The organism is Pyxidicoccus xibeiensis (assembly GCF_024198175.1).
Taxonomy (GTDB): domain Bacteria; phylum Myxococcota; class Myxococcia; order Myxococcales; family Myxococcaceae; genus Myxococcus; species Myxococcus xibeiensis.
Genome location: NZ_JAJVKV010000005.1, coordinates 239,201 through 257,326, shown reverse-complemented (window position 1 = coordinate 257,326; position 18,126 = coordinate 239,201). Strand labels below are relative to the sequence as shown.

Annotated in this window: 11 protein-coding genes; 7 read left to right on the top strand and 4 right to left on the bottom strand. The window is 71.4% G+C overall.

What is annotated here, in order from left to right; all coding sequences use genetic code 11:
* Positions 1 to 70: 70 nt before the first annotated feature.
* Both LXT23_RS23715 and LXT23_RS23710 read right to left on the bottom strand, forming a co-directional pair.
* Positions 71 to 340 (bottom strand): hypothetical protein, encoded by a 270-nt coding sequence (locus LXT23_RS23715; RefSeq protein WP_253982550.1) that lies wholly within the window; start codon positions 338 to 340, stop codon positions 71 to 73.
* A gap of 57 nt (positions 341 to 397) precedes the next feature.
* Entirely contained in the window at positions 398 to 3,355 is a 2,958-nt protein-coding gene (locus LXT23_RS23710) for a CBM96 family carbohydrate-binding protein (protein ID WP_253982549.1), read from the bottom strand.
* A gap of 115 nt (positions 3,356 to 3,470) precedes the next feature.
* Here LXT23_RS23710 and LXT23_RS23705 point away from each other — a divergent pair, with 115 nt between their 5' ends.
* The gene (locus LXT23_RS23705; RefSeq protein ID WP_253982548.1) at positions 3,471 to 3,752 is read left to right on the top strand and encodes a hypothetical protein; all 282 of its coding nucleotides are present in this window, start codon (positions 3,471 to 3,473) and stop codon (positions 3,750 to 3,752) included.
* A gap of 124 nt (positions 3,753 to 3,876) precedes the next feature.
* Positions 3,877 to 5,217 carry an MFS transporter gene (locus tag LXT23_RS23700; protein WP_253982547.1) on the top strand — a complete coding sequence of 447 codons (1,341 nt, stop codon included), beginning with the start codon at positions 3,877 to 3,879 and terminating at the stop codon, positions 5,215 to 5,217.
* 22 nt (positions 5,218 to 5,239) lie between these two features.
* Here LXT23_RS23700 and LXT23_RS23695 read toward each other — a convergent pair whose 3' ends face one another.
* Positions 5,240 to 6,856, bottom strand: a complete 1,617-nt coding sequence (locus tag LXT23_RS23695; RefSeq protein WP_253982546.1) for a hypothetical protein — start codon at positions 6,854 to 6,856, stop codon at positions 5,240 to 5,242.
* 143 nt (positions 6,857 to 6,999) lie between these two features.
* On the bottom strand, positions 7,000 to 7,188 hold the full coding sequence (locus tag LXT23_RS23690; RefSeq protein WP_253982545.1) for a hypothetical protein: 189 nt from the start codon (positions 7,186 to 7,188) through the stop codon (positions 7,000 to 7,002).
* Positions 7,189 to 7,220: 32 nt separating this feature from the next.
* On the opposite strand from LXT23_RS23690, the gene LXT23_RS23685 reads away from it, so the two are divergent.
* The 5 genes from LXT23_RS23685 to LXT23_RS23665 all read left to right on the top strand — a co-directional run bounded on the left by LXT23_RS23685 (position 7,221) and on the right by LXT23_RS23665 (position 17,736).
* Positions 7,221 to 7,613, top strand: a complete 393-nt coding sequence (locus tag LXT23_RS23685; protein ID WP_253982544.1) for a hypothetical protein — start codon at positions 7,221 to 7,223, stop codon at positions 7,611 to 7,613.
* An 87-nt stretch (positions 7,614 to 7,700) separates the two neighbouring features.
* Positions 7,701 to 9,785, top strand: a complete 2,085-nt coding sequence (locus LXT23_RS23680) for a S9 family peptidase (protein WP_253982543.1) — start codon at positions 7,701 to 7,703, stop codon at positions 9,783 to 9,785.
* Positions 9,786 to 10,046: 261 nt separating this feature from the next.
* On the top strand, positions 10,047 to 13,733 hold the full coding sequence (locus LXT23_RS23675; RefSeq protein WP_253982542.1) for a translocation/assembly module TamB domain-containing protein: 3,687 nt from the start codon (positions 10,047 to 10,049) through the stop codon (positions 13,731 to 13,733).
* Positions 13,730 to 14,272: a DUF1318 domain-containing protein gene (locus tag LXT23_RS23670; protein ID WP_253982541.1), complete on the top strand. Its 543-nt coding sequence runs from the start codon at positions 13,730 to 13,732 to the stop codon at positions 14,270 to 14,272. Before LXT23_RS23675 ends, LXT23_RS23670 begins: the two co-directional genes overlap by 4 nt.
* Positions 14,266 to 17,736, top strand: a complete 3,471-nt coding sequence (locus LXT23_RS23665) for a hypothetical protein (protein WP_253982540.1) — start codon at positions 14,266 to 14,268, stop codon at positions 17,734 to 17,736. Before LXT23_RS23670 ends, LXT23_RS23665 begins: the two co-directional genes overlap by 7 nt.
* Positions 17,737 to 18,126 lie beyond the last annotated feature (390 nt).

The window sequence follows — 18,126 nt, the reverse complement described above, 5'->3', positions numbered from 1 at the left end:
CGCGAAGGCCATGCCGTCCACCGTCACGCCTCCCAACCCCACGGCGCTGGCGGGCACCTCCCAGCCGCACTCACTGCCCCAGCGTCGGCCGAGGGCCCATGTACCGGCGTGGCGCCGTGCCCGGCGTGCCCCAGGCGATGAGGTCCTCGCCCCAGTACGCCCGGTGCTCCCACCCCGAGCCGTCGCGCCACTGGAGCATCAGTTGACGCGGCAGCGCCGCCGGGTCCAGGTACACGTAGGCGAACAGCTCCTTGCCCGCGCCCACCGCCATCGTCGCGCTCGCGTACTGGAAGGAAGGGAACGGGCGCTCGCGGCTTCTGTTGCATCCCCGCTGTTTCAATCCATCTCGGACCGCACGGCCCTGTCACCTCGCCGTGCGGTCCGCAATGACTCCGCGCTACGGCCGCAGCTTGAAGCGCAGCACATCCGAGCGGCGGGAGATGGGCATGTACCAGGTGCCCTCCAGCTCGAAGGGCTGGGAGGAGTGGCCGGACACCACGAGCCCATCCCCTACGGGCGCGAGCTGGAGCGTGGAGTCCAGCGGGTCGAAGACGCGCACCCAGCGGGTCGACAGGTCCGTGCCGAACGCCGCCAGCGTGGGCCGGCCCCATTCGCCGTGCTCCCAGCCGACCTCGCCCAGGCCGAAGCCACCGCCCTCCCCCCACTGGGACGTCACCAGGTTTCCGGCCGCGTCGACGACCAGGTCGTGGAAGGAGTGGAAGGCGAACTGGCGCAGCGCGAGGTCCGCGCCGTCCGCGCCGAGCAACCCCACCATCCCGTCATACGGGCCGCCCTCGTACTCGTCCGGCTCGCTGCTGGCGTAGGTCTGGCCCGCGAAGGTGAAGCGGCCGCCGAAGCTGCCCGCGAAGGCGACGCGCCCGTCCGGGAGGACGTCCAGACCCGCCAGGCTGCTCCAGAGCACCGGGAGGAGCCGGTGCCACGCGTACGCGCCGCCCACGGAGTACTTCGCCACGAACGGGCCCCAGTCCGCGACGGTGCCGCCGCCGAAGTCCGTGTTCCGCCCCGCCCACCCGCCGACGATGACGTTCTCCGCCGCGTCCACCGCCACGCTGGACGCCCGCGTCCCACGCAGGGTGTCCGCCACCAGCACGCGGGACCAGAGGTGCGCGCCGTCCCACTGGAGCTTCAGGACGAACGAGTTCGGGTACGTGTCGTCGTAGGGGAAGGCCTTGCCCGAGTACACCGGGCCATTGCCGAAGTCCGTGTAGCCCCAGAACGTGCCCACCAGCAGCGCGCTGCCGTGCGCGTCCGTCGTCAGGTCGAGCACGGTCATCGGGTTGTCCAGGTACTCGTCCGGCAGCTGGTACCAGGCGGTGAAGCCGCGCGTCCAGTCCACGCTCCCCGACGGCGTGAGCTTCATCACCACGATGCCACGGCCCCGGGGCAGCGCGCCCTTGCCCAGGTCCGGCGTCCCCTCATACGAGCCGGCCACCAGGACGTTGCCCACCGCCGTCACCACCACCTTCGACAGCGACACGCCCGGCTGGGTGAAAGAGCGCGTCCAGGCGACGCTCCCGTCCGCCCGGTGCAGCGTGACGACGTCCGTCGGGTCGCTCCGGGGCGACGCGTCCGGCGCCGGCTCCACCGTGGACAGCGCGGCGAAGCCTCCGTTCGGCGCCGGGGCGACGTGAACCGAGTGCTCCGCCAGCGGCCCTCCGGCCTGGTGCGCCCACACCGTGGTGCCCGAGGGCTTCGTGCCCCGGTACGAGCAGAAGGCGTCGCTCTCGTAGACCACCACCAGCCGGGGCGCCCCCGAGAGGATGCCGCGCGCCTCCGATTCGGTGGAGACGAAGCGCGCGCCGTCCGTGCTGTCCGGGTGCAGCGCGAAGGTGTACCGGCCCGAGGCCGTCACCACGCCCGTCACGTCGTACTCCACCCACGTGTCCCGGCCCACCGCGCCCAGGTCGCCAATGGCGGCGCCTGTCACCGCGGGGCGGTGGTTCCAGTCCGTCGACGCCGCCTCGAACGGCGCCGCCCGGAAAAGCCGGGGCCCGTTGCCCGTCGCGTCCACCGCGTACATCCGCAGCAGCACCCGGCGGACGCGGCCCGCGTCCAGGTTCACGTCGAAGTCCAGGAAGCTCTCCGCCCGGGGCTCCGAGTCCACCCGCAGCGCCGCCTGGTGCTGGAACTTCATGTCCGGCGAGTCCTCCCCCACGTACGTGTCCTGCGTCGGCGGCGTCTCGCGCGAGAAGACCTCCGTGCGCGTCAGGCAGGCGTCCGTGGGCGCGGCCCGGGGCGCTCCCGTCCAGACGAGGAGCTGGGGACGGCGCGTGGCATCCGCCGCCTCGCGCGAGTGGAACGTCACCCCGTCCGTCGACGTGGCGGACACGCCGAAGCCGTAGTCTCCGTTGCCCCGCACCACGTCCGTCACGTCGTAGTCCATATACGCACCCGCGGCGATGGCCTGCGAGTCCGCCAGCGCGGCGCCCACCTTCGTGGGCCGCGAGCTCCAGGTGGCACCCGACTCGCTCCAGCTGCCCTGCGTCGCGTACACCGCCGGCCCGTCATCCGTGCCCGCGGTGGCGTGCAGCCGCAGCACCGCGCGCTGCACCGTCTCACCCAGGCCCTGCACGGTGAAGCGCAGGTGTGCCTCCTGCTGCGGCGAGCCATCCACCAGCAGCGTCGTGGAGGAGCCCCCGCTGGCCGAGCCCGGGCTGGCCTCGGAGACGTACGTGTCGGCGCTCGGGGCGAAGGCCACGGGCGCGCTGGCTGGCGCGAACGGAGGGGGGCGCGGCATCGGGTGGTCCGCCGCGGACTCGAAGGTGAGGATGAGCTGAGGGCGGAGCGACACGTCGGGGTGCTCGCTGGACGCGAGCGTCACGCCGTCCGTGCTGTCCGCGCCCAGGAAGACCCGGAAGCTGCTGCCCTCGTGGAAGTACGCGTTCGAGACGTCGAACTCCATCCACGTGCCGCTGGCGACGGCGCCCACGCTCGCGATGCTCCACGAGCTGCAGCAGTCCTGCGGCCGGGTGTTCCACGTCACCTGCTCGTTGAAGTCCCGGACGCCGGGCGGGTCATACACGGTGGGGCCATTGGCGGAGCCGTCCACCGCGTACAGCCGCAGCCGCGCTGACGTCACCGTCCCTTCGAGGTCCGGCACGGAGAACTTGAGGTACGCCTCCGACTCGGGCGCGAGGTCCACCTCCAGCGTGGGCGAGGAGCCGTAGCTCGTCGTCGGCGCCGTCGCCACCACGTGCGCGTCCGCCGACGCCGACAGCGTCACCGTCTGTGTCGTCAGCGCCGCACGCTGAGTGGCACGCCCGTCGTTCCCACCCGTGGAACTCTCTTCCTCACCCTGGGGAGCGCCGCACCCCACCAGCGTCACGAGTGCCACACCCAGTCCCCACCACGCCCCTGCCCCTGTCCACCTTCTCACGCCATCCCTCCCTCGAGCCCAACGCGAGCAGCGGATGAGCAACAGCTGAACCAGCGGCGGTAGAGTGTTGGCGATGCGTCACTCCCTCATTGCCCTCCCTGCCCTGCTGCTGCTCGCCGTGGGGTGCCAGCACACCTCCCGCCTGCCCACGCTGCCCGCGAGCCACGGGCAGCTCTCCAAGGTGATGGACCAGTACCTGAACCCGGAGATGTCGACGGAGGAGCACCACGCGGCCGTGTACCAGCCCCTGCCCGACGACATGCCCACGGTGGTGGTGGAAGTGCCAGGCCGAGGCGGCGGCCCCCGTCAGCGCTCCGCCGGGTTGAATCCACGTCCCGCTTCGCCCGTCCCGTAGCGCGAGCCCGACATGCCGCGGGCCCGGCCGCCCGCCCTCCTGGCGGCCCCCGGCACGGCCCGCGTCCAGGGCCCACGTTTCCCCCAAGCGCACCGGCGCGGACCCACCGAGGAGCAGGCACGGAATGGAGAAGCGGCAGCCTGGAGAGCAGAGCCCACGCGGCGGGTGGCGGTTCCTGCTGCGGGCCCTGGGCCACCGCAACTACCGGCTCTTCTTCGCGGGGCAGAGCGTGTCGCTCGTCGGCACCTGGCTCACCCGCGTGGCGACTGCCTGGCTGGTGTACCGGCTCACGGGCTCGGCGCTGCTGCTGGGGCTGGTGGGCTTCTGCGGGCAGCTGCCGTCCTTCCTGCTGGGCCCCTTCGCCGGCGTCCTGGTGGACCGCTGGAACCGGCACCGGCTGCTGGTCGTCACCCAGGTGCTGGCCATGCTCCAGTCGCTGGCGCTGGCGGCGCTCGCGCTCTCCGGCGTCATCGCCGTGTGGCACGTGGCCGCGCTCAGCGTGGTCCAGGGGCTCATCAACGCCTTCGACGTGCCCGCGCGGCAGTCCTTCGTGGTGGAGATGGTGGAGGACCGCGCGGACCTGCCCAACGCCATCGCCCTCAACTCGTCCATGTTCAACGCGGCCCGCCTGCTGGGCCCGTCCGTGGCCGGCGGCCTCATCGCCATGGTGGGCGAGGGCGGCTGCTTCCTCATCGACGGCGTCAGCTATCTGGCGGTGATTGCCTCGCTGCTGGCCATGCGAATCACGCCGCGTGTGCGCGAGCACCGGCACGCGCACGTCCTCACGGAGCTGAAGGAGGGCTTCCAGCACGCCTTCCACTTCCCGCCCATCCGCGCCCTGCTGGGGCTGGTGGCCCTGGTCAGTCTGATGGGGATGCCCCTGACGACGCTGATGCCCGTCATGGCCTCCGAGGTGCTGCACGGCGGACCCAACACGCTCGGCTTCCTGATGGCCGCCGCGGGCATGGGCGCGCTGGGGGGCGCGGGGTTCCTGGCGTCCCGCCGCTCCGTGCGGGGCCTGGGCGGCATCATCGTCATCACCACCCTGCTCTTCGGCGCGGGGCTGCTGTCCTTCTCCGCGTCCCGGCACCTGGCGCTGTCACTGGTGACGATGGTCCTCTGCGGCTTCGGGATGATGGTGACGACGGCTGCCTGCAACACCGTGCTGCAGACCATCGTCGAGGAGCGGATGCGCGGCCGGCTGATGAGCTTCTACGCCATGGCCTTCATGGGCACCGCCCCCTTCGGCAGCCTGCTGGCCGGCGCGCTGGCCACGCGGATTGGCGCGCCGGGGACGCTCGCCATCTGCGGCGGCCTGTGCCTGCTGGGCGCCGCGTGGTTCCGCCGGAAGCTGCCCGCGCTGCGCGAGCGCGTGCGCCCCATCTACGTCCGGCTGGGCATCATCCCCGAGGTCGCCCAGGGGCTGGAGATTGCCACCGAGCGGACGGGGCCTCGCGAGAGCTGAAGGCCCCGCCGCCGGCGGCACGTCAGGGGACGCAGCCCGCGCGGGGCTTGCCCATGCCGTTCAAGCCCGTCACGAGGAACGCGCGGGCACCGCTCTGCCAGAAGCGACGGGCCACGTGCTCCGCGTGGGGCATCATGGCTCCCCCCATGCCGGCGGTGTCCGAGCGCGCCGCGGGCCAGTCACACGTCAGGTCCAGGATGCGGTCTCCGCTGCCCACGAAGTCGGCCCGGTTCTCGAAGGTGAGGGGCGCGTAGTCGGAGCTGATGTGGCACGTGCGGCAGTAGTTCTTCACCACGCCGTCATACATGGCGCGGTAGTCCGCGGCGTTGCTGCCCGTCGTCGTCCAGCCCGCCGGCAGCGCCTTGCCATCGAACGGCGCGTTCACGTTGTTGACCCCCGCCGGGTACCACTGGTCCACCAGCCGGGAGATGGCGGTGGTGGACGGCACCGTGCTCTTCACGAGGGCATTCAGCTTGCGGAGGCTCTCCACCTGGTCGACCCGGCGGAAGGGCACGTTGGCGCTGTACCGGAAGCTGTCCAGGTCGAACGGCAGGAAGCGGGCGTTGTTGACGTTGACGGTGGTGCCCGACGTGCTGACGTAGGAGCCGAGGCCGTGGCACGTGAGGCAGTTGCGCGGTACGGAGGTATTGGCCTGCCGCACGTCGAGCGGCGCCACGTTGCTGCGGTTGCCGGCCGCGTCGTAGACCATGAAGGTGACGGGGTTGCTGGCGCGGGAGGGCTCGTAGACCATGGCCACCGTGGCGAAGGCGCCGGTGCGCGAGGTGGCCTGGTTGAGCGCCGCGGTGATGTCCGCGTCCGCGGTGTGCCCGAACGTCCCGTAGTTGCTCACGTGGCAGGCGACGCCCGCGCCATGGCTGGCATTCGCCGCGAACCGGCGGCAGTGCATCTCCCGGCCGATGCCCAGGTCACCGTCGTTGTAGTACGTGGCCGTCACCTCGGGCTCCACGTCGCCCGCGGAGGGAAGCATGTAGCGGGTGCGGAAGGCCGTCAGCGTCAGCGGCGCACCGATGGTGTTGTAGTAGTTGAGGGTCTCCGTGGGATTGCCCACGCCCTTCTTCGACAGGAAGCGCACGCCCGTGGCCGACCGGCCCAGGTCCAGCGGCGTGGGCGTCGTCGACACCACCGCCAGCCGCGAGCCGCCGAGCCCTCCGCAGTTGGTGGTGATGTCCGTCCAGGTCCAGCCCTCCCGGCCCGTCACCTCCGCCCAGCAGTCGTTGAAGGTCACCGTGTCGAACGTCGTGTGCGTATAGCCGTCGGCCGTCATCGCCCGGAGGAAGCCCAGGCCACCGGCAGGCCAGCGCGCCGCGTAGGCCGCCGAGGGCACCGGCGTCACGGTGGTGCTCCAGTTGTAGACGGTGGTGCCCTGCGTGTCGGTGAAGCCCGACGTGGCGGAGACGGCCGTGCCCAGCGTCGTCCAGTTGGCGGCGACGGAGGGGTCCAACGTCGGGCTGTTCAGCACCTGCACGTTGTTGGTGGCGCCCGCGGAGGGAGTAAAGGCGGAGAAGTAGACCCCCGTTCCCGTGGGGGTGCTGAAGGTCTGCCCGTTCTGGGGATCCATGACACAGGCGGCCTGCAGCAGGCATATCGAGACAGCGGTGAACCGGATGGTGTTCTTCATGAAGCCCCCTCGGAGTAGGGGCTCGCATGAAGCAACTCCAGGGCCAGGGCGCGGCTCACTGTGAGCCAATTGCAATGCTGTTGCCTGCCAGGCCACGGCCGCCTTCCTGGTGTGGACCTGGAGGCAACAGGCGCCTTTCCCTCTCAGCCCTCCGCGCTGCCGGGCGTGTGGTCCGGGTCCGGGTAGGGATGCTCCCGGCATGGAGCATCGTCATCGTCTCCCTCGGCCACCGCGGGCGTGTGGCCGGGCTCCTCTTCCATGTAGACAGCCTGGCGCTCCGGCGGCTCCTCCGATGGCTCGCCCAGACGTCGGGGCTCCTCGATTTCCGGCATGGGGTTCCTCCCTTCGGAGAAGATAGACAGCCATGGAGACGTCCACGAAGCAGGGAGCCCTCCGCCGGCTCCTCGCCACCACCCGCCGGCTCGCCGCGGACGCCGCAGGCGCGGCGATGACGTTGTTCATCGTGCTGCGGCCCGACCGCGCCGGGAGCGAGCGGGCCCGCGCGAATGCCGAGGTCCTCATCGCCGCCTGCCGGGCCTTCCAGGCGAAGCACGGCCGGCTGCCCGAGACGCTGGAGGCGCTCGTCCCGGACTTCCTTCCCTCGCTGCCCCCCGCGAAGTTCGGCGGGCCCCACTTCGGCTTCACCTACGACGTGTCCGCGGAGTCGGCCCGGCACGTGCTGGGCTGGACGGACCGGGTGCCCTTCGGCCGCCCGTATTACGTCTTCGAAGAGGACCGCTGGGGCTACCTGGATTGAGGCTTGCGTCAGGGCGTTGACGGTCGGCCGCTGCACCACCGAGTCCGCGATGGAGGGCCGCCACGCCGCGCTGTAGCTTGCCGCGCCATGCGCCCCTTCCTGTTCGCTCTCGTCACACTGCTCGCCGCCTGCGCGAGCTCGCCGCAGCCCCAGCCGGAGCCAGCCCCCACCGCCACCGCTCCCGACGCCACCTCCACGGCCGGTGCTCCGGCCATGCCCTCGTCGCCGGAGCCCGCCGCCGCTTCCGGACCGGCAGCGCCCGCCGCCCCAGAGCCCACCGCACCCGCCGCGAAGGTGGCCCCCGACGTGCTCGCCGGAGAGGAGGCGGCCCGTGTCTCCGAGCTCGCCGCCAGGGTCACCCCCCTGGTGGACGCGTTCATCAACGCCGAGCCGCAGTTCACCCGCGATGGCCAGCGCACCCTCTTCATCTCCAACCGCGACGGCCTGCCGCAGCTCTACGTCGCCGACGCGAAGCGCCCGGACTCGCCCGCGAAGCGGCTCTTCGCGTGGAGCGAGCGCGTCTCCCAGGCGATGACCACTCCGGACGGCAAGTCGCTCCTGTTCATGTCCGACAAGGGCGCCGATGAGAACTGGTCCATCTGGAAGGTCGGGCTCGATGGCTCCGCGCCGGTGGAGCTCACCTCGGGCGAGAAGCTCAACCGCGACAACGTCTTCGTGCCCGACCTGGCCCCGGACACCCTCTACTTCAGCGCCCGCCCGATGAGCGCGGCGCAGACCTCCGTGTATGCCGTGCCCGCCTCCGGCGGCGAGGCCCGCGCCATCCACCGTGACGAGACGCCCGGCTTCCTCACCGACGTCAGCCGCGACGGCAAGAGCGGCCTCTACGTGCGCTACCCGTCCCGCTCCGAGAACTTCCTCGTGCGCATCGACCTCGCGAACGGTGCCGTGAAGCAGCTCTACCCCCGCGAGGGCAAGGTCTCCATCTTCGAGGCCCGCTTCTCCCCCGACGGGAAGACGGCCTACGTCGCCACCGATGGCGGCGGCGAGCAGGCGTGGCTGCTCGCGCTCGACGCGGAGACCGGCGACGAGAAGGCCCGCTACGTGGAGAAGGCCCCCGCCACCGCGCTCATCCAGGGCGTCGAGGTCGCCAAGCGGGGTGGCGCCGTCGGCCTGTCGCTCGACGCCGGCAACCGCAGCGAGGTCCGCCTGCTCGATGGCGTCACGCTGAGGCCCCGCGCCCGCGTCTCCATGCCGCTGGGCCAGGGCGGCCTGGACCGCTTCTCCGAGGATGGCCGGCGGCTCACCGCCACCTGGTCCACCCCCACCTCTCCCACCGACGTGTGGGTCATCGACACGAAGACGGGCAAGGTGTCTCCGCTGCGCCGCGAGCCCCGCCCGTCCCTGCGCGAGGTGCCCGCCATCGAAGCGAGCATCACCTCCGTGCCCGCCCATGACGGGCTGCAGCTGCCCGTCAACGTCTTCCTCCCCAAGAAGCGCGCCGGGAAGCTGCCCGTCATCGTCAGCTACCATGGCGGGCCTTCCGGCAACTCGAAGATCAAGTGGTCGCCGTCCATCGCCTTCTTCCTGTCCCAGGGCTACGCGTGGGTGGAGCCCAACGTGCGCGGCTCCAGCGGCTTTGGCCGCGCCTTCGAGGAGGGCGACAACGGGCCTGCGCGCCTGGCGGCCTTCAAGGACATCGAGGCCACCGGCCGCTGGGCCGCGTCCCAGCCGTGGGCCGACCCGGACCGCGTCATCATCTACGGCGGCAGCTATGGCGGCTACACCGTGCTCATCGGCCTCACCCGCATGCCCGACCTGTGGCGCGCGGGCGTCAACCTGTTCGGCGTCGCCGACCTGAAGACCTTCATGGCCACCACCAGCGGCTTCATCCGGGAGATCTTCCTCGTCGAGTTCGGTGACCCCGACAAGGACGCCGCCTTCCTCGCGTCCATCTCCCCCTTGAAGGACGCCGACCGCATCGTCGACCCGCTGTTCGTCTATGCCGGCGCGAATGACCCGCGCGTGCCTCGCAGCGAGTCCGACCTCATCGTCGACGCGCTGCGCGCCCGCAAGGTCCCCGTCGAGTACATGGTCGCGGAGAACGAGGGCCACTCGCTCGCCCGCAAGGAGAACCTCATCGAGTTCCTCGCGCGCGCCGCCCGGTTCCTCGACGTCCACGCGGCGCCGGCCCAGACGTCGACGCGGAAGTAGCTCGAGAAGGGCTGCCGAGCCGGGCCTGCCCAAGCCGGCTCGCGGCCTCCGCGTGGCTCGCGGGTGACACGCTCCATGATGGGGTGTCGGCCTCCTGCCTGGTGGGCTTGCGAGAATGCAGCGCCCACCGGGGAGGACCCGAGCCAGCACGTATCCCAGGAACGGGGGGTTTTCCGGGTGCCGGCCCGACGGCTCCTGCAATTGAAACCCGCTTCCGCCGCGTGATACGACGATGGGACCGCTCGCTCGCGACCGACCCTCATGGAATCCCCCGGAGCTGGACGACCTCGCCGGCGGTCGGCTCGAATCATCGCAGGCGTGCTCCTCGTTCTCGTGGCGCCCCTCGCGCTGGTGCTGCTCACGGCGCTGGTCGCGCTGCACAACCTCGACCGTCCCTGGCTGAAGCAGCGCGTCGTCTCCCAGGTGGAAGAGGCTACGGGCCTGCAGCTGGACTACCAGACCGCCCGGGTCGCCCTGCTCTCGGGGCTGCGACTGGAAGGGCTGGTGGTGCGCACCCCGCCGCCGTTCCAGCGCATCGCACCCGAGCTGCTGCGCATCGGCACGCTGGAGGTGCAGTGGTCGCTCGGCGCGTTGCTGGGCAGTCCCGCCCGTGTCGGACAGGTCGCAGCGCGGGACGTGGTCATCCACCTGGTGGCCGACGATGCAGGGCCCACGTCGCTCACGGAGCTGACAGGGCCGGAAGCCCCCGAGCCGGCACCCGTCGAAGCCCCCCTCGGAGCCTCCCAGCAGCTCGCGGCGTTCCTCGCGTCCGCGCCTCCCTTCGAGAAGGTCGCGCTGTCGGGTGTGTCGCTGAGCTACCTCCGCGTCCGGAACGGCGAGGTGCTGGAGCGCTGGTCCCTGCGGGGGCTCGCGGCCACGGTCGAAGCAAAGCATCAAGACGATGGCTGGAAGCTCTTCGCGGAGCTGGGCCAGAGCGGCGGGGCCCTTCCACTGGAGCTGAGCCGTGAAGGCCCTGCCCTTCCTCCGGCGCAGGCCCAGTTGGAGCTGGCACTCTCGGCGGAGGCCGGCGCGTCGGACGCGCGCGTGCGGGTGGACCTCGAGGTCGCGCGGCAGACCTTCGATACGCGGTTCACGGTCCGCCCCCTGCTCCACGGCTCGGCCTCGGCGAAGTTCGATGGCGAGAAGCGGCACATCGTCATCGAGCTGGACCGCACCCGGCTGACCGATAGCGCCGAAGTACAAGGCCGGGTGGTGCTTCCGGATGCGTCCGAGGTTCCGCCCGTCGTGACGCAGGCCCGGGCGGAGGTCGACCTCGGACGGCTGCTGCAGTGGGTTCCCGCCGACTTGCGGCCCTTCTCCCTCGAGCGCGGCAAGGTGCAGCTGGACGCCCGGGAGGTCACCCTCAGCGCCGTGCCACAGCTGGGAGCCCAGGGCAGCATCGGGCTGGACGTCGACGTCGCGGCGCTCCAGCTCGCCCAGGACGGGACTCGGGTGACGCTCGGCGGTGGACGCGTCTCCCTGACGGCGACTCCGGACGCCCCGCAGGGGCTGGCTGCTCGGCTCACCTTCGCGCTCCAGGGGCTCGATGTCCGGAGCCCCACCACGCTGCGTGTTCCGAAGGCCTCCGGTGAGCTGACGGCGCGGCAGCTGCGGCCCGACCTCTCATCGCCCCTCCAGGTCGCGGGGGATGCCGCCCTGTCCGGAAAAATGGAGGCCCTGGACGTCCGTACCGCCGGCCTTCGTGCGACGGCGGAGCGGCTGGGCTTCCAGCTCCAGGCGCCCCTGGGAGGCCAGCCCCCCTTCACGCTGAAGGCGGACGTGCCCGTGGGGGGGCTCCAGGTCTTCACCGCGGATGGACGCGAGGTGCTGAAGGGCCCCGTGCACGTGAAGCTCGACGCGTCGGAGGTGTTCCCCCGCCCGGACGAGCCGCGCCGCAGCCGCGCCCGCGCCCGGCTGAAGCTCGACGTCGGCACCCTGCACGCGTCGCTGGATGCCACCAAGGGGGCCGACACGCTGGCGTACACCCTGGACGTCCAGACCCCGGACCTCGTGGCCGCGCGGCCCTTCATCCCCGAGTCGGTCGCCGCACGCCTTCCCTGGAAGCAGCTGGCCGTGAGCCTGGCCTCCACGGGCAAGCTGGCGGCGCTCTTCTCCCCCTCGCCACGGCTGGAGCACCGGACGGAGCTGCGCCTGCAGCGACCGGGCTGGGACGACATGTCGGCCAGCAACGTCGCCCTCGTGATGCGCTCGCAAGGAGACACCTGGCGGCAGCAGGGCGACGTGGACCTTCGCGTCGAGGGGCTGCGCATCGGTGAGAGCGACGCGGGTCCCCAGCACCAGACGCTGACGCTGGACGTGGATCGCCGGAAGCCGTCGCTCCGGCTGGGGCTCACCGGCCATGCCGGGCTGAAGCTCGCGGTGGATGCCGCCCTGGCGTTCGACCGCAAGGCCCGCGCGCTTCGCGTGGATGCGAAGGGCGACCTTCCGCCCCTCGGTGCCCTGTCACCGCTCCTGGCCAAGGCCCGGGTGCCCGCGGAGCTGGAGACCTCGCGGCTCGGCCTGAACGTCGAGGTGCATGGCACGCTGGTCGGCGTCATCACGGACATCACCTCCGACGGGCTCCTGAAGCTGACTCCCGACCCGCTGCAGACCGCCGGCTTCGAGGGAACGGCGGTGGTCGACGCGCGCGGCATCCGCTGGCGACAGCCGGCCTGGTCGCTCAACGTCCCCACGGTGCATTGGCAGGCCGAGTCACACATCGATGGACCACGGCGAAGCGTCCACAGCACCCTGACAGCGGAGCGAATCTCCGTGGGCCTGAGCGACCGCCGGCTGGCCTTCTCCGACGTGTCCACCGACACCACCGCCACGTTCAGCGAGCAGTGGGCAGCGCACGACTTCGAGCTGAAGCACCGCGTGAAGGTCCGCACGCTCGAGCAGAAGCCGGCGCTGCCCTACCCGCTCCAGGACCTGGAAGCGTCCTTCTCCGCGCTCCACACGCCCAATGGCATCGTCCACGTCCCCGACCTGCAGCTGTCCAGTGCGGGAACAGGAACTCAGCTGAAGGTGAAGGGCCGGCTCGACCTCAGCGACAACCGGCGCCGCCTGGCGCTCCAGGGAGAGCTGGAGCAGGACCTGTCCAGGCTGGCGCAGCCCGGCCGCCTCGAGAGCAGCGGAAAGGCCCGGGTCGACTTCCGGGTGGCTTCGCCCGACCTGGTGGTCTTCCGGACCCTCTCCAACCTGTTCTTCCACGACGTGAATGTGCGCCTGCCCGAGTCGGGAATCGCCATCCAGGCGCTGGATGGCAACGTGCCGGTGACCGAGAACGTGGAGTTCTCCCAGGGCCAGCTCCAGCTGATGAGCGACGTCGACGTGAACCCCTACTCGATGCTCCGCTTCGCCGATCAGCACCCGTTGATTACGCGCAGCGGCTTCATGTCGGTCGGCAGCATCACCACGCCGCTCATCTCCATTGCGCCCCTGGCCGGAAACCTGTCCATCAGCCAGAGCGTGGTCTCCATGAGTCAGCTGGAGCTGGGCGTCCGAGGGGGGCACGTCACCGGACGCGGCGTGCTGGACTGGAAGGGTGCACACTCCACCCTGGAGGCGCATGTGCGAGCCACCGGGGTGAAGTCGTCCCGGGGCGAGCCCTTCGACGGGAATGCCGCCGTGGTCATCTCCGGCAAGGACCGCAGCGTCAACGGACGCGCGGAAATCCTGCGCATCGGCAACCGCCACCTGCTCGACCTGCTCGACCTCGAGGACCCGCACCATGCGGACCCCGCCACCAACCGCGTCCGCTACGCGCTGAGCCTGGGCTACCCGGAGCACGTGCGGGTGAGCTTCAACCACGGCTTCGGCCGCCTGAGCATCGCCATGGGTGGCCCCGCCAGGCTGCTCAGCATCGACGAGATTCGAGGCATCCCCATGGGTCCCATCCTCGACCGGGTCATCAGCTCCCTGTCCCTTTCGGAGGCCATGCCATGAACCACCGCGGGTTGCTGCTGCTGCTGGCCGCCCTGGCCGCTCCCGGGTGCATCCGCGCCCCTGAAATCGTCATGGTCGACCGGGCGACGGCGCTCGAAGACCAGGCCTCGGGCTCGTTCAAGGACGTGGAGCGGCGGCTTGCTCGCGCGGGCATGAGCCCGACGCCGGTGCCGCTCACCCCCAACCAGCTGGAGGACCTGGGCATGCAGCCCACGCAGCTGGTCGAGAACATCAACAAGACGCAGGCGGACCGCGTCGACGAGCTGCTGCGGCGCCACTGCGTGGGCGAGACGCGGGATGGGCTGCTGGTGGACACCCGGCGCCAGTGCCAGGCCGGACGCCTGTCGGCCGATGACGTCGCCCTGGTGGAGCGGGTGAACCGTGCCCGGCTGCAGCTGTGGCAGTGGATGCGGACGGTCCGCCCCGGCGTGCCGGAAGAGGCGCTGCGCCGGAGCTGGCACCAGGTGCACGCGCAAGGGGTCGTCTGCGGCGGCTGGGTGGAAGCCGCGGACGGCACCTGGGGAGAGAAGAAGTGCTGACGCCCCGTGGCCGGTGCTTGCTGGCCCTGGCCCTGTTCCTCGCGGGCGGCGCCCGGGCGCAGGACGACGAGAACGAGGGAGGCCTGCGCACGCCCACACGGCTCACCGTGGGCGGGGGAGACCACTTCCTCGGTCAGCTGGGGCCCGATGGAAACACGCTCATCTTCGTTTCCAACCGGAACATCGCGACTGAAATCTACGTCCAGGACATGGAAGGCGGCCGCGAGCGCCGCCTCTTCGACGAAGGCGCCGACGTGACCTGGCCGCGCGTCAGTCCCGACGGCAAACACCTGCTCTACATCTCGTTCCGGGAGCAGGCCAGCGGCCAGCTCTGTGTGCGGGAGCTGCCGGATGCGGAAGACCGGCGCTGCCTCGAAGCAGAGACCAGCGCGCTGCAGGCGGAGTGGATTGACGCCTCGCATATCGCGCTGGTGAGCCGGGCCACCATCCAGGGCGACCTGCACCTGTCGCGAGTCACCGTGGAGCGCGAGTTGAGCGCGAAGCCCCTGCTCGAGCGCAACCTGACCAGCCCCACCGTCTCTCCCGATGGGCGCTGGCTGGTGTACGTGCCCATCGAGCGCTCCGTGCAGCAGGTGGGCCCCGGCTTCGCGGCGCGCGCCTCGCGCCACCTGGAGGCGCTGCGGTTGGACCGCCCCGGCGCCACTCCCATCCCGATGGCGCTCAACCTTCCCGGACGGACCGGACAGCCGGTGTTCGCGCTCGATGGGCGCTCGCTGTACGTGGTGCAGTTCTTCACCGACACCAATGCAGACGGGGTGATTGACGCCAGCGACAGCGGGGTGCTGTTCCGGGTGCCTTTCGAGGCCGAGCGCGAGGACGCGCCCGAGCGGGCCGCCGCCTCCAGTCCGGACCAACTCACCAGCGTGGCCTGGAACTGCGAGTACCCGGCGCCCGCCGCCGCGGCCCTCATCGCTACCTGCTCGCGCGAGCAGTCGCTGGATGTGTATCAGCTGCCGCTGGATGGGCAGGTCCCCAGCACGTGGGACGTTCCCCGGCTCAACGAGGAGCTGGGACTGGTCGGCAGACGCGCGGACCAGCTCCTGCTCTATCGCCAGCGCCTGTTGCGCGAAGAGCGGCCCAAGCCCCGCCGGCTGCTGATGATGCGCCTGAGCAGGCTCCACCTGAACTTCGAGGACTTCGATGCGGCGGAGTTCTACGCCCGCCACATGCGCTCGGTGAGCGACCCCGCCACCGCGGGGCTGGCCGAGCCGCTCCAGCTCCTCATCGACCACCGGCGCGCCATGAAGGAGCGCGAGCGCGGCCGCATGGTGGACGAGCCGAGCGACGCCGAGCGGCAGCGCATGGCCGCGCTGAATCCCGCCACTGCGCTCAGCCCGCCCTCCGCCGTCTTCCAGCACGTGGTGCGCAGTGAGCTGGCGGAGGCCGCCGGTGACTTCACCCTGGCCCGTCAGGAGCTGGAGGCGGCCCAGGTGACGGACACCACGACGCGCGCGGTGCTGGAGGCCTGGTTCGAGCGGGCGGACGCGCTGTACCGCAAGCTCGATGACCGGGAGCCCCTGGTCGAAGCGGGCCGCCGGCTCTCCCTCAACAAAGCCTTCAAGGACGACGACCAGCTCGACTTTGCTCGCGCCGCCGTCCGCACCCTGTACCGGGGACGCCCCTACGCCGAGGCGGATGCCACCATGGCCCAGGCCCTCGCCGCGGCACCCGCCGGCTCGGCCTATGCGTTCGCCCTGGAACTGGGCCGGCACGTCAACGCGCTGCACGACGAGCGTCCCCCCCGCCCCGTCCGGGATGCGCTGATTGCCTTCTACAAGCAGCAGAAGGACCCCATCCGCCGGCGCGCCCTGGTGCAGGAGGCCGTCGAGCGCGCGGCGGGCCTCGGCGCCGACGGCGTGCTGGAGGCGCTGGCGACGGTGTACGTCGACGACGCCCCGCCCGGCACCGAGGAATTCCGCCGGGCCGAGCGGTTGTTCCGCCGCGCGTTGATGGGCCGCGCCTACCGCCGGCTGGCGAGGCAGCGCCTGGACGAGGCCCGTGCCGACTTCGACCTCGTGACCCGACGGACGGGCTCCCTGGAGAGCGCTGTCGAGTCGATGAGCCTGCGGTTGAAAGCCGGCGTCAGCCCCGAGGTGGTGGAGAAGGAGGTCACCACCACCTCCGCGAAGATGGCGGAGCCGCTCGCGCACTTCGTGAAGGCGTACGTCATGGCGCACCGGCTGCCCGACCTGGAGGACGGTGCCCACGCCCAGACGGTGGAGGCGGCGGTGAAGGAGCTGCGCTCCTCGTGGAAGGACCTCAAGAGCCAGCGCGCGATGCACGCCCTCTATGGCGCCATCCAGCACGAGGCCTTCCTTCGTGGCCGTGAGCCCGCCTCCGCCGAGCGCGCCAACCGGCACTACCTGATTGCCCTGGACCTGGTGCGCAACAACGTCCGCTACCGGGCCATGCTGCTCGGCGCGCTGGGGCTGTTGCACACCCAGGTGGGCAACTTCCACATCGCCCTGGGCTACCTCGACCAGCGGGACAAGCTGCCCTATGTGGACAACGCAGCGGGGCTGGCGGTGTCCCTGGCTCGCGCCCGGGCGCTCCTGCACGTGGGCCGCGAGCAGGAGTCAGCGAAGGCGGCGGACCAGGCGCTGGCCATGGTGGATGCGACACCGGGGCTGGCCGGGTTCGCCCCCCTGGCCGTGGACCGCGCGGCGCTCTACAACCTCGCCGCGGGCCGGTTCGAGCGGGCGCTGGCGCTGTACGACCGTGAGCTGCCATTGCTGGAAGCAGGCCCGCGCGACGAGGAGGGGCTGCGCAACCGGCTGGTGGTGCGGCTGGCACGCTGCGCCGCGGAGCTGGGCGCGGGCAAGCCCCAAAGGGTGCTGGAGGACCTGGACATCGTGGAGCGCGAGCTGGCGACTCCGGCTGTGCAGGCCACGCTGAAGTGGCCACGCGCCACGCCCCGGCACGTGCAGCGCTCCTATCGAATCATCGCCGCTGGACTGCGCGCCAATGCGGAGACCCAGCTCGGACACCTGGACGCCGCCGCCCGCGCACTGGAGCAGCGGCGGGCGCTGTTCCTGGAGCGGTTCGACGAGTCGGACCGCGATGAGGACATCGGTGCGGTGACGCTGGCGGAGCTGCGGCTGGCGGAGAATGCCGTGGATCGCCGAGAGCCGGCGCAGGCGGCCCGCTGGCTGGGCATGGCGATGGCGCACGCCGATACCTTGCGAGAGCGCACGCACGCACCGGTCCATGCCGGTCAGCTGGACGTGCTCTGGTTCGCGGCGCAGCTGCAGTCGGAGGGGGCCGCGCAGCTGCCTTTCGACGTGCAGCAGCGGCTGGGGCAGGCGCACCGGGCGCTCATCGACCAGCGTGCGCCTTCCTGGCGTGCGTATCTGGCGTGGTTCGAGGTCTACCTGGCGCTCGGCGCAACCGCGCCGGCTCCGGCGGAGGGCCGGGACGCGCTGGTGCGGCCGGCACAGCCATAGTCGAGCGGCGCCCCGCCGACCTCGGGTGCTCTCTGCTCAGTGGAGGCGGCGGGAATCGAAGCCGTGGGCAGGGCGATAGAAGACCCCAAGCAGGACGCGCGGGTGGGTGCTGCTGAAGAATACGGGACGGCACTCCGACGTCCTCACCCTCTTCCTGCGGGCGGTGTTCGCCCTGCAGCGCCGAAGGGCACGGCGGCAGGGAAGGCGGGGTGGGCAGGTCGGGGCCGTGTCGTTCATCCAGTTCTTCGGCCCGGCCTTCAGGTCACGCCGCACTTCCACTCGCTGGTGCCGGACGGCGTCTTCGTGTCACGGGAGGGCGGCGTGCGCTTCGAGGTGTTGCCCCGGCCCACGCAAGGTGAGGTGGGGCAGTTGCCGAGGGTGGTGCGTCAT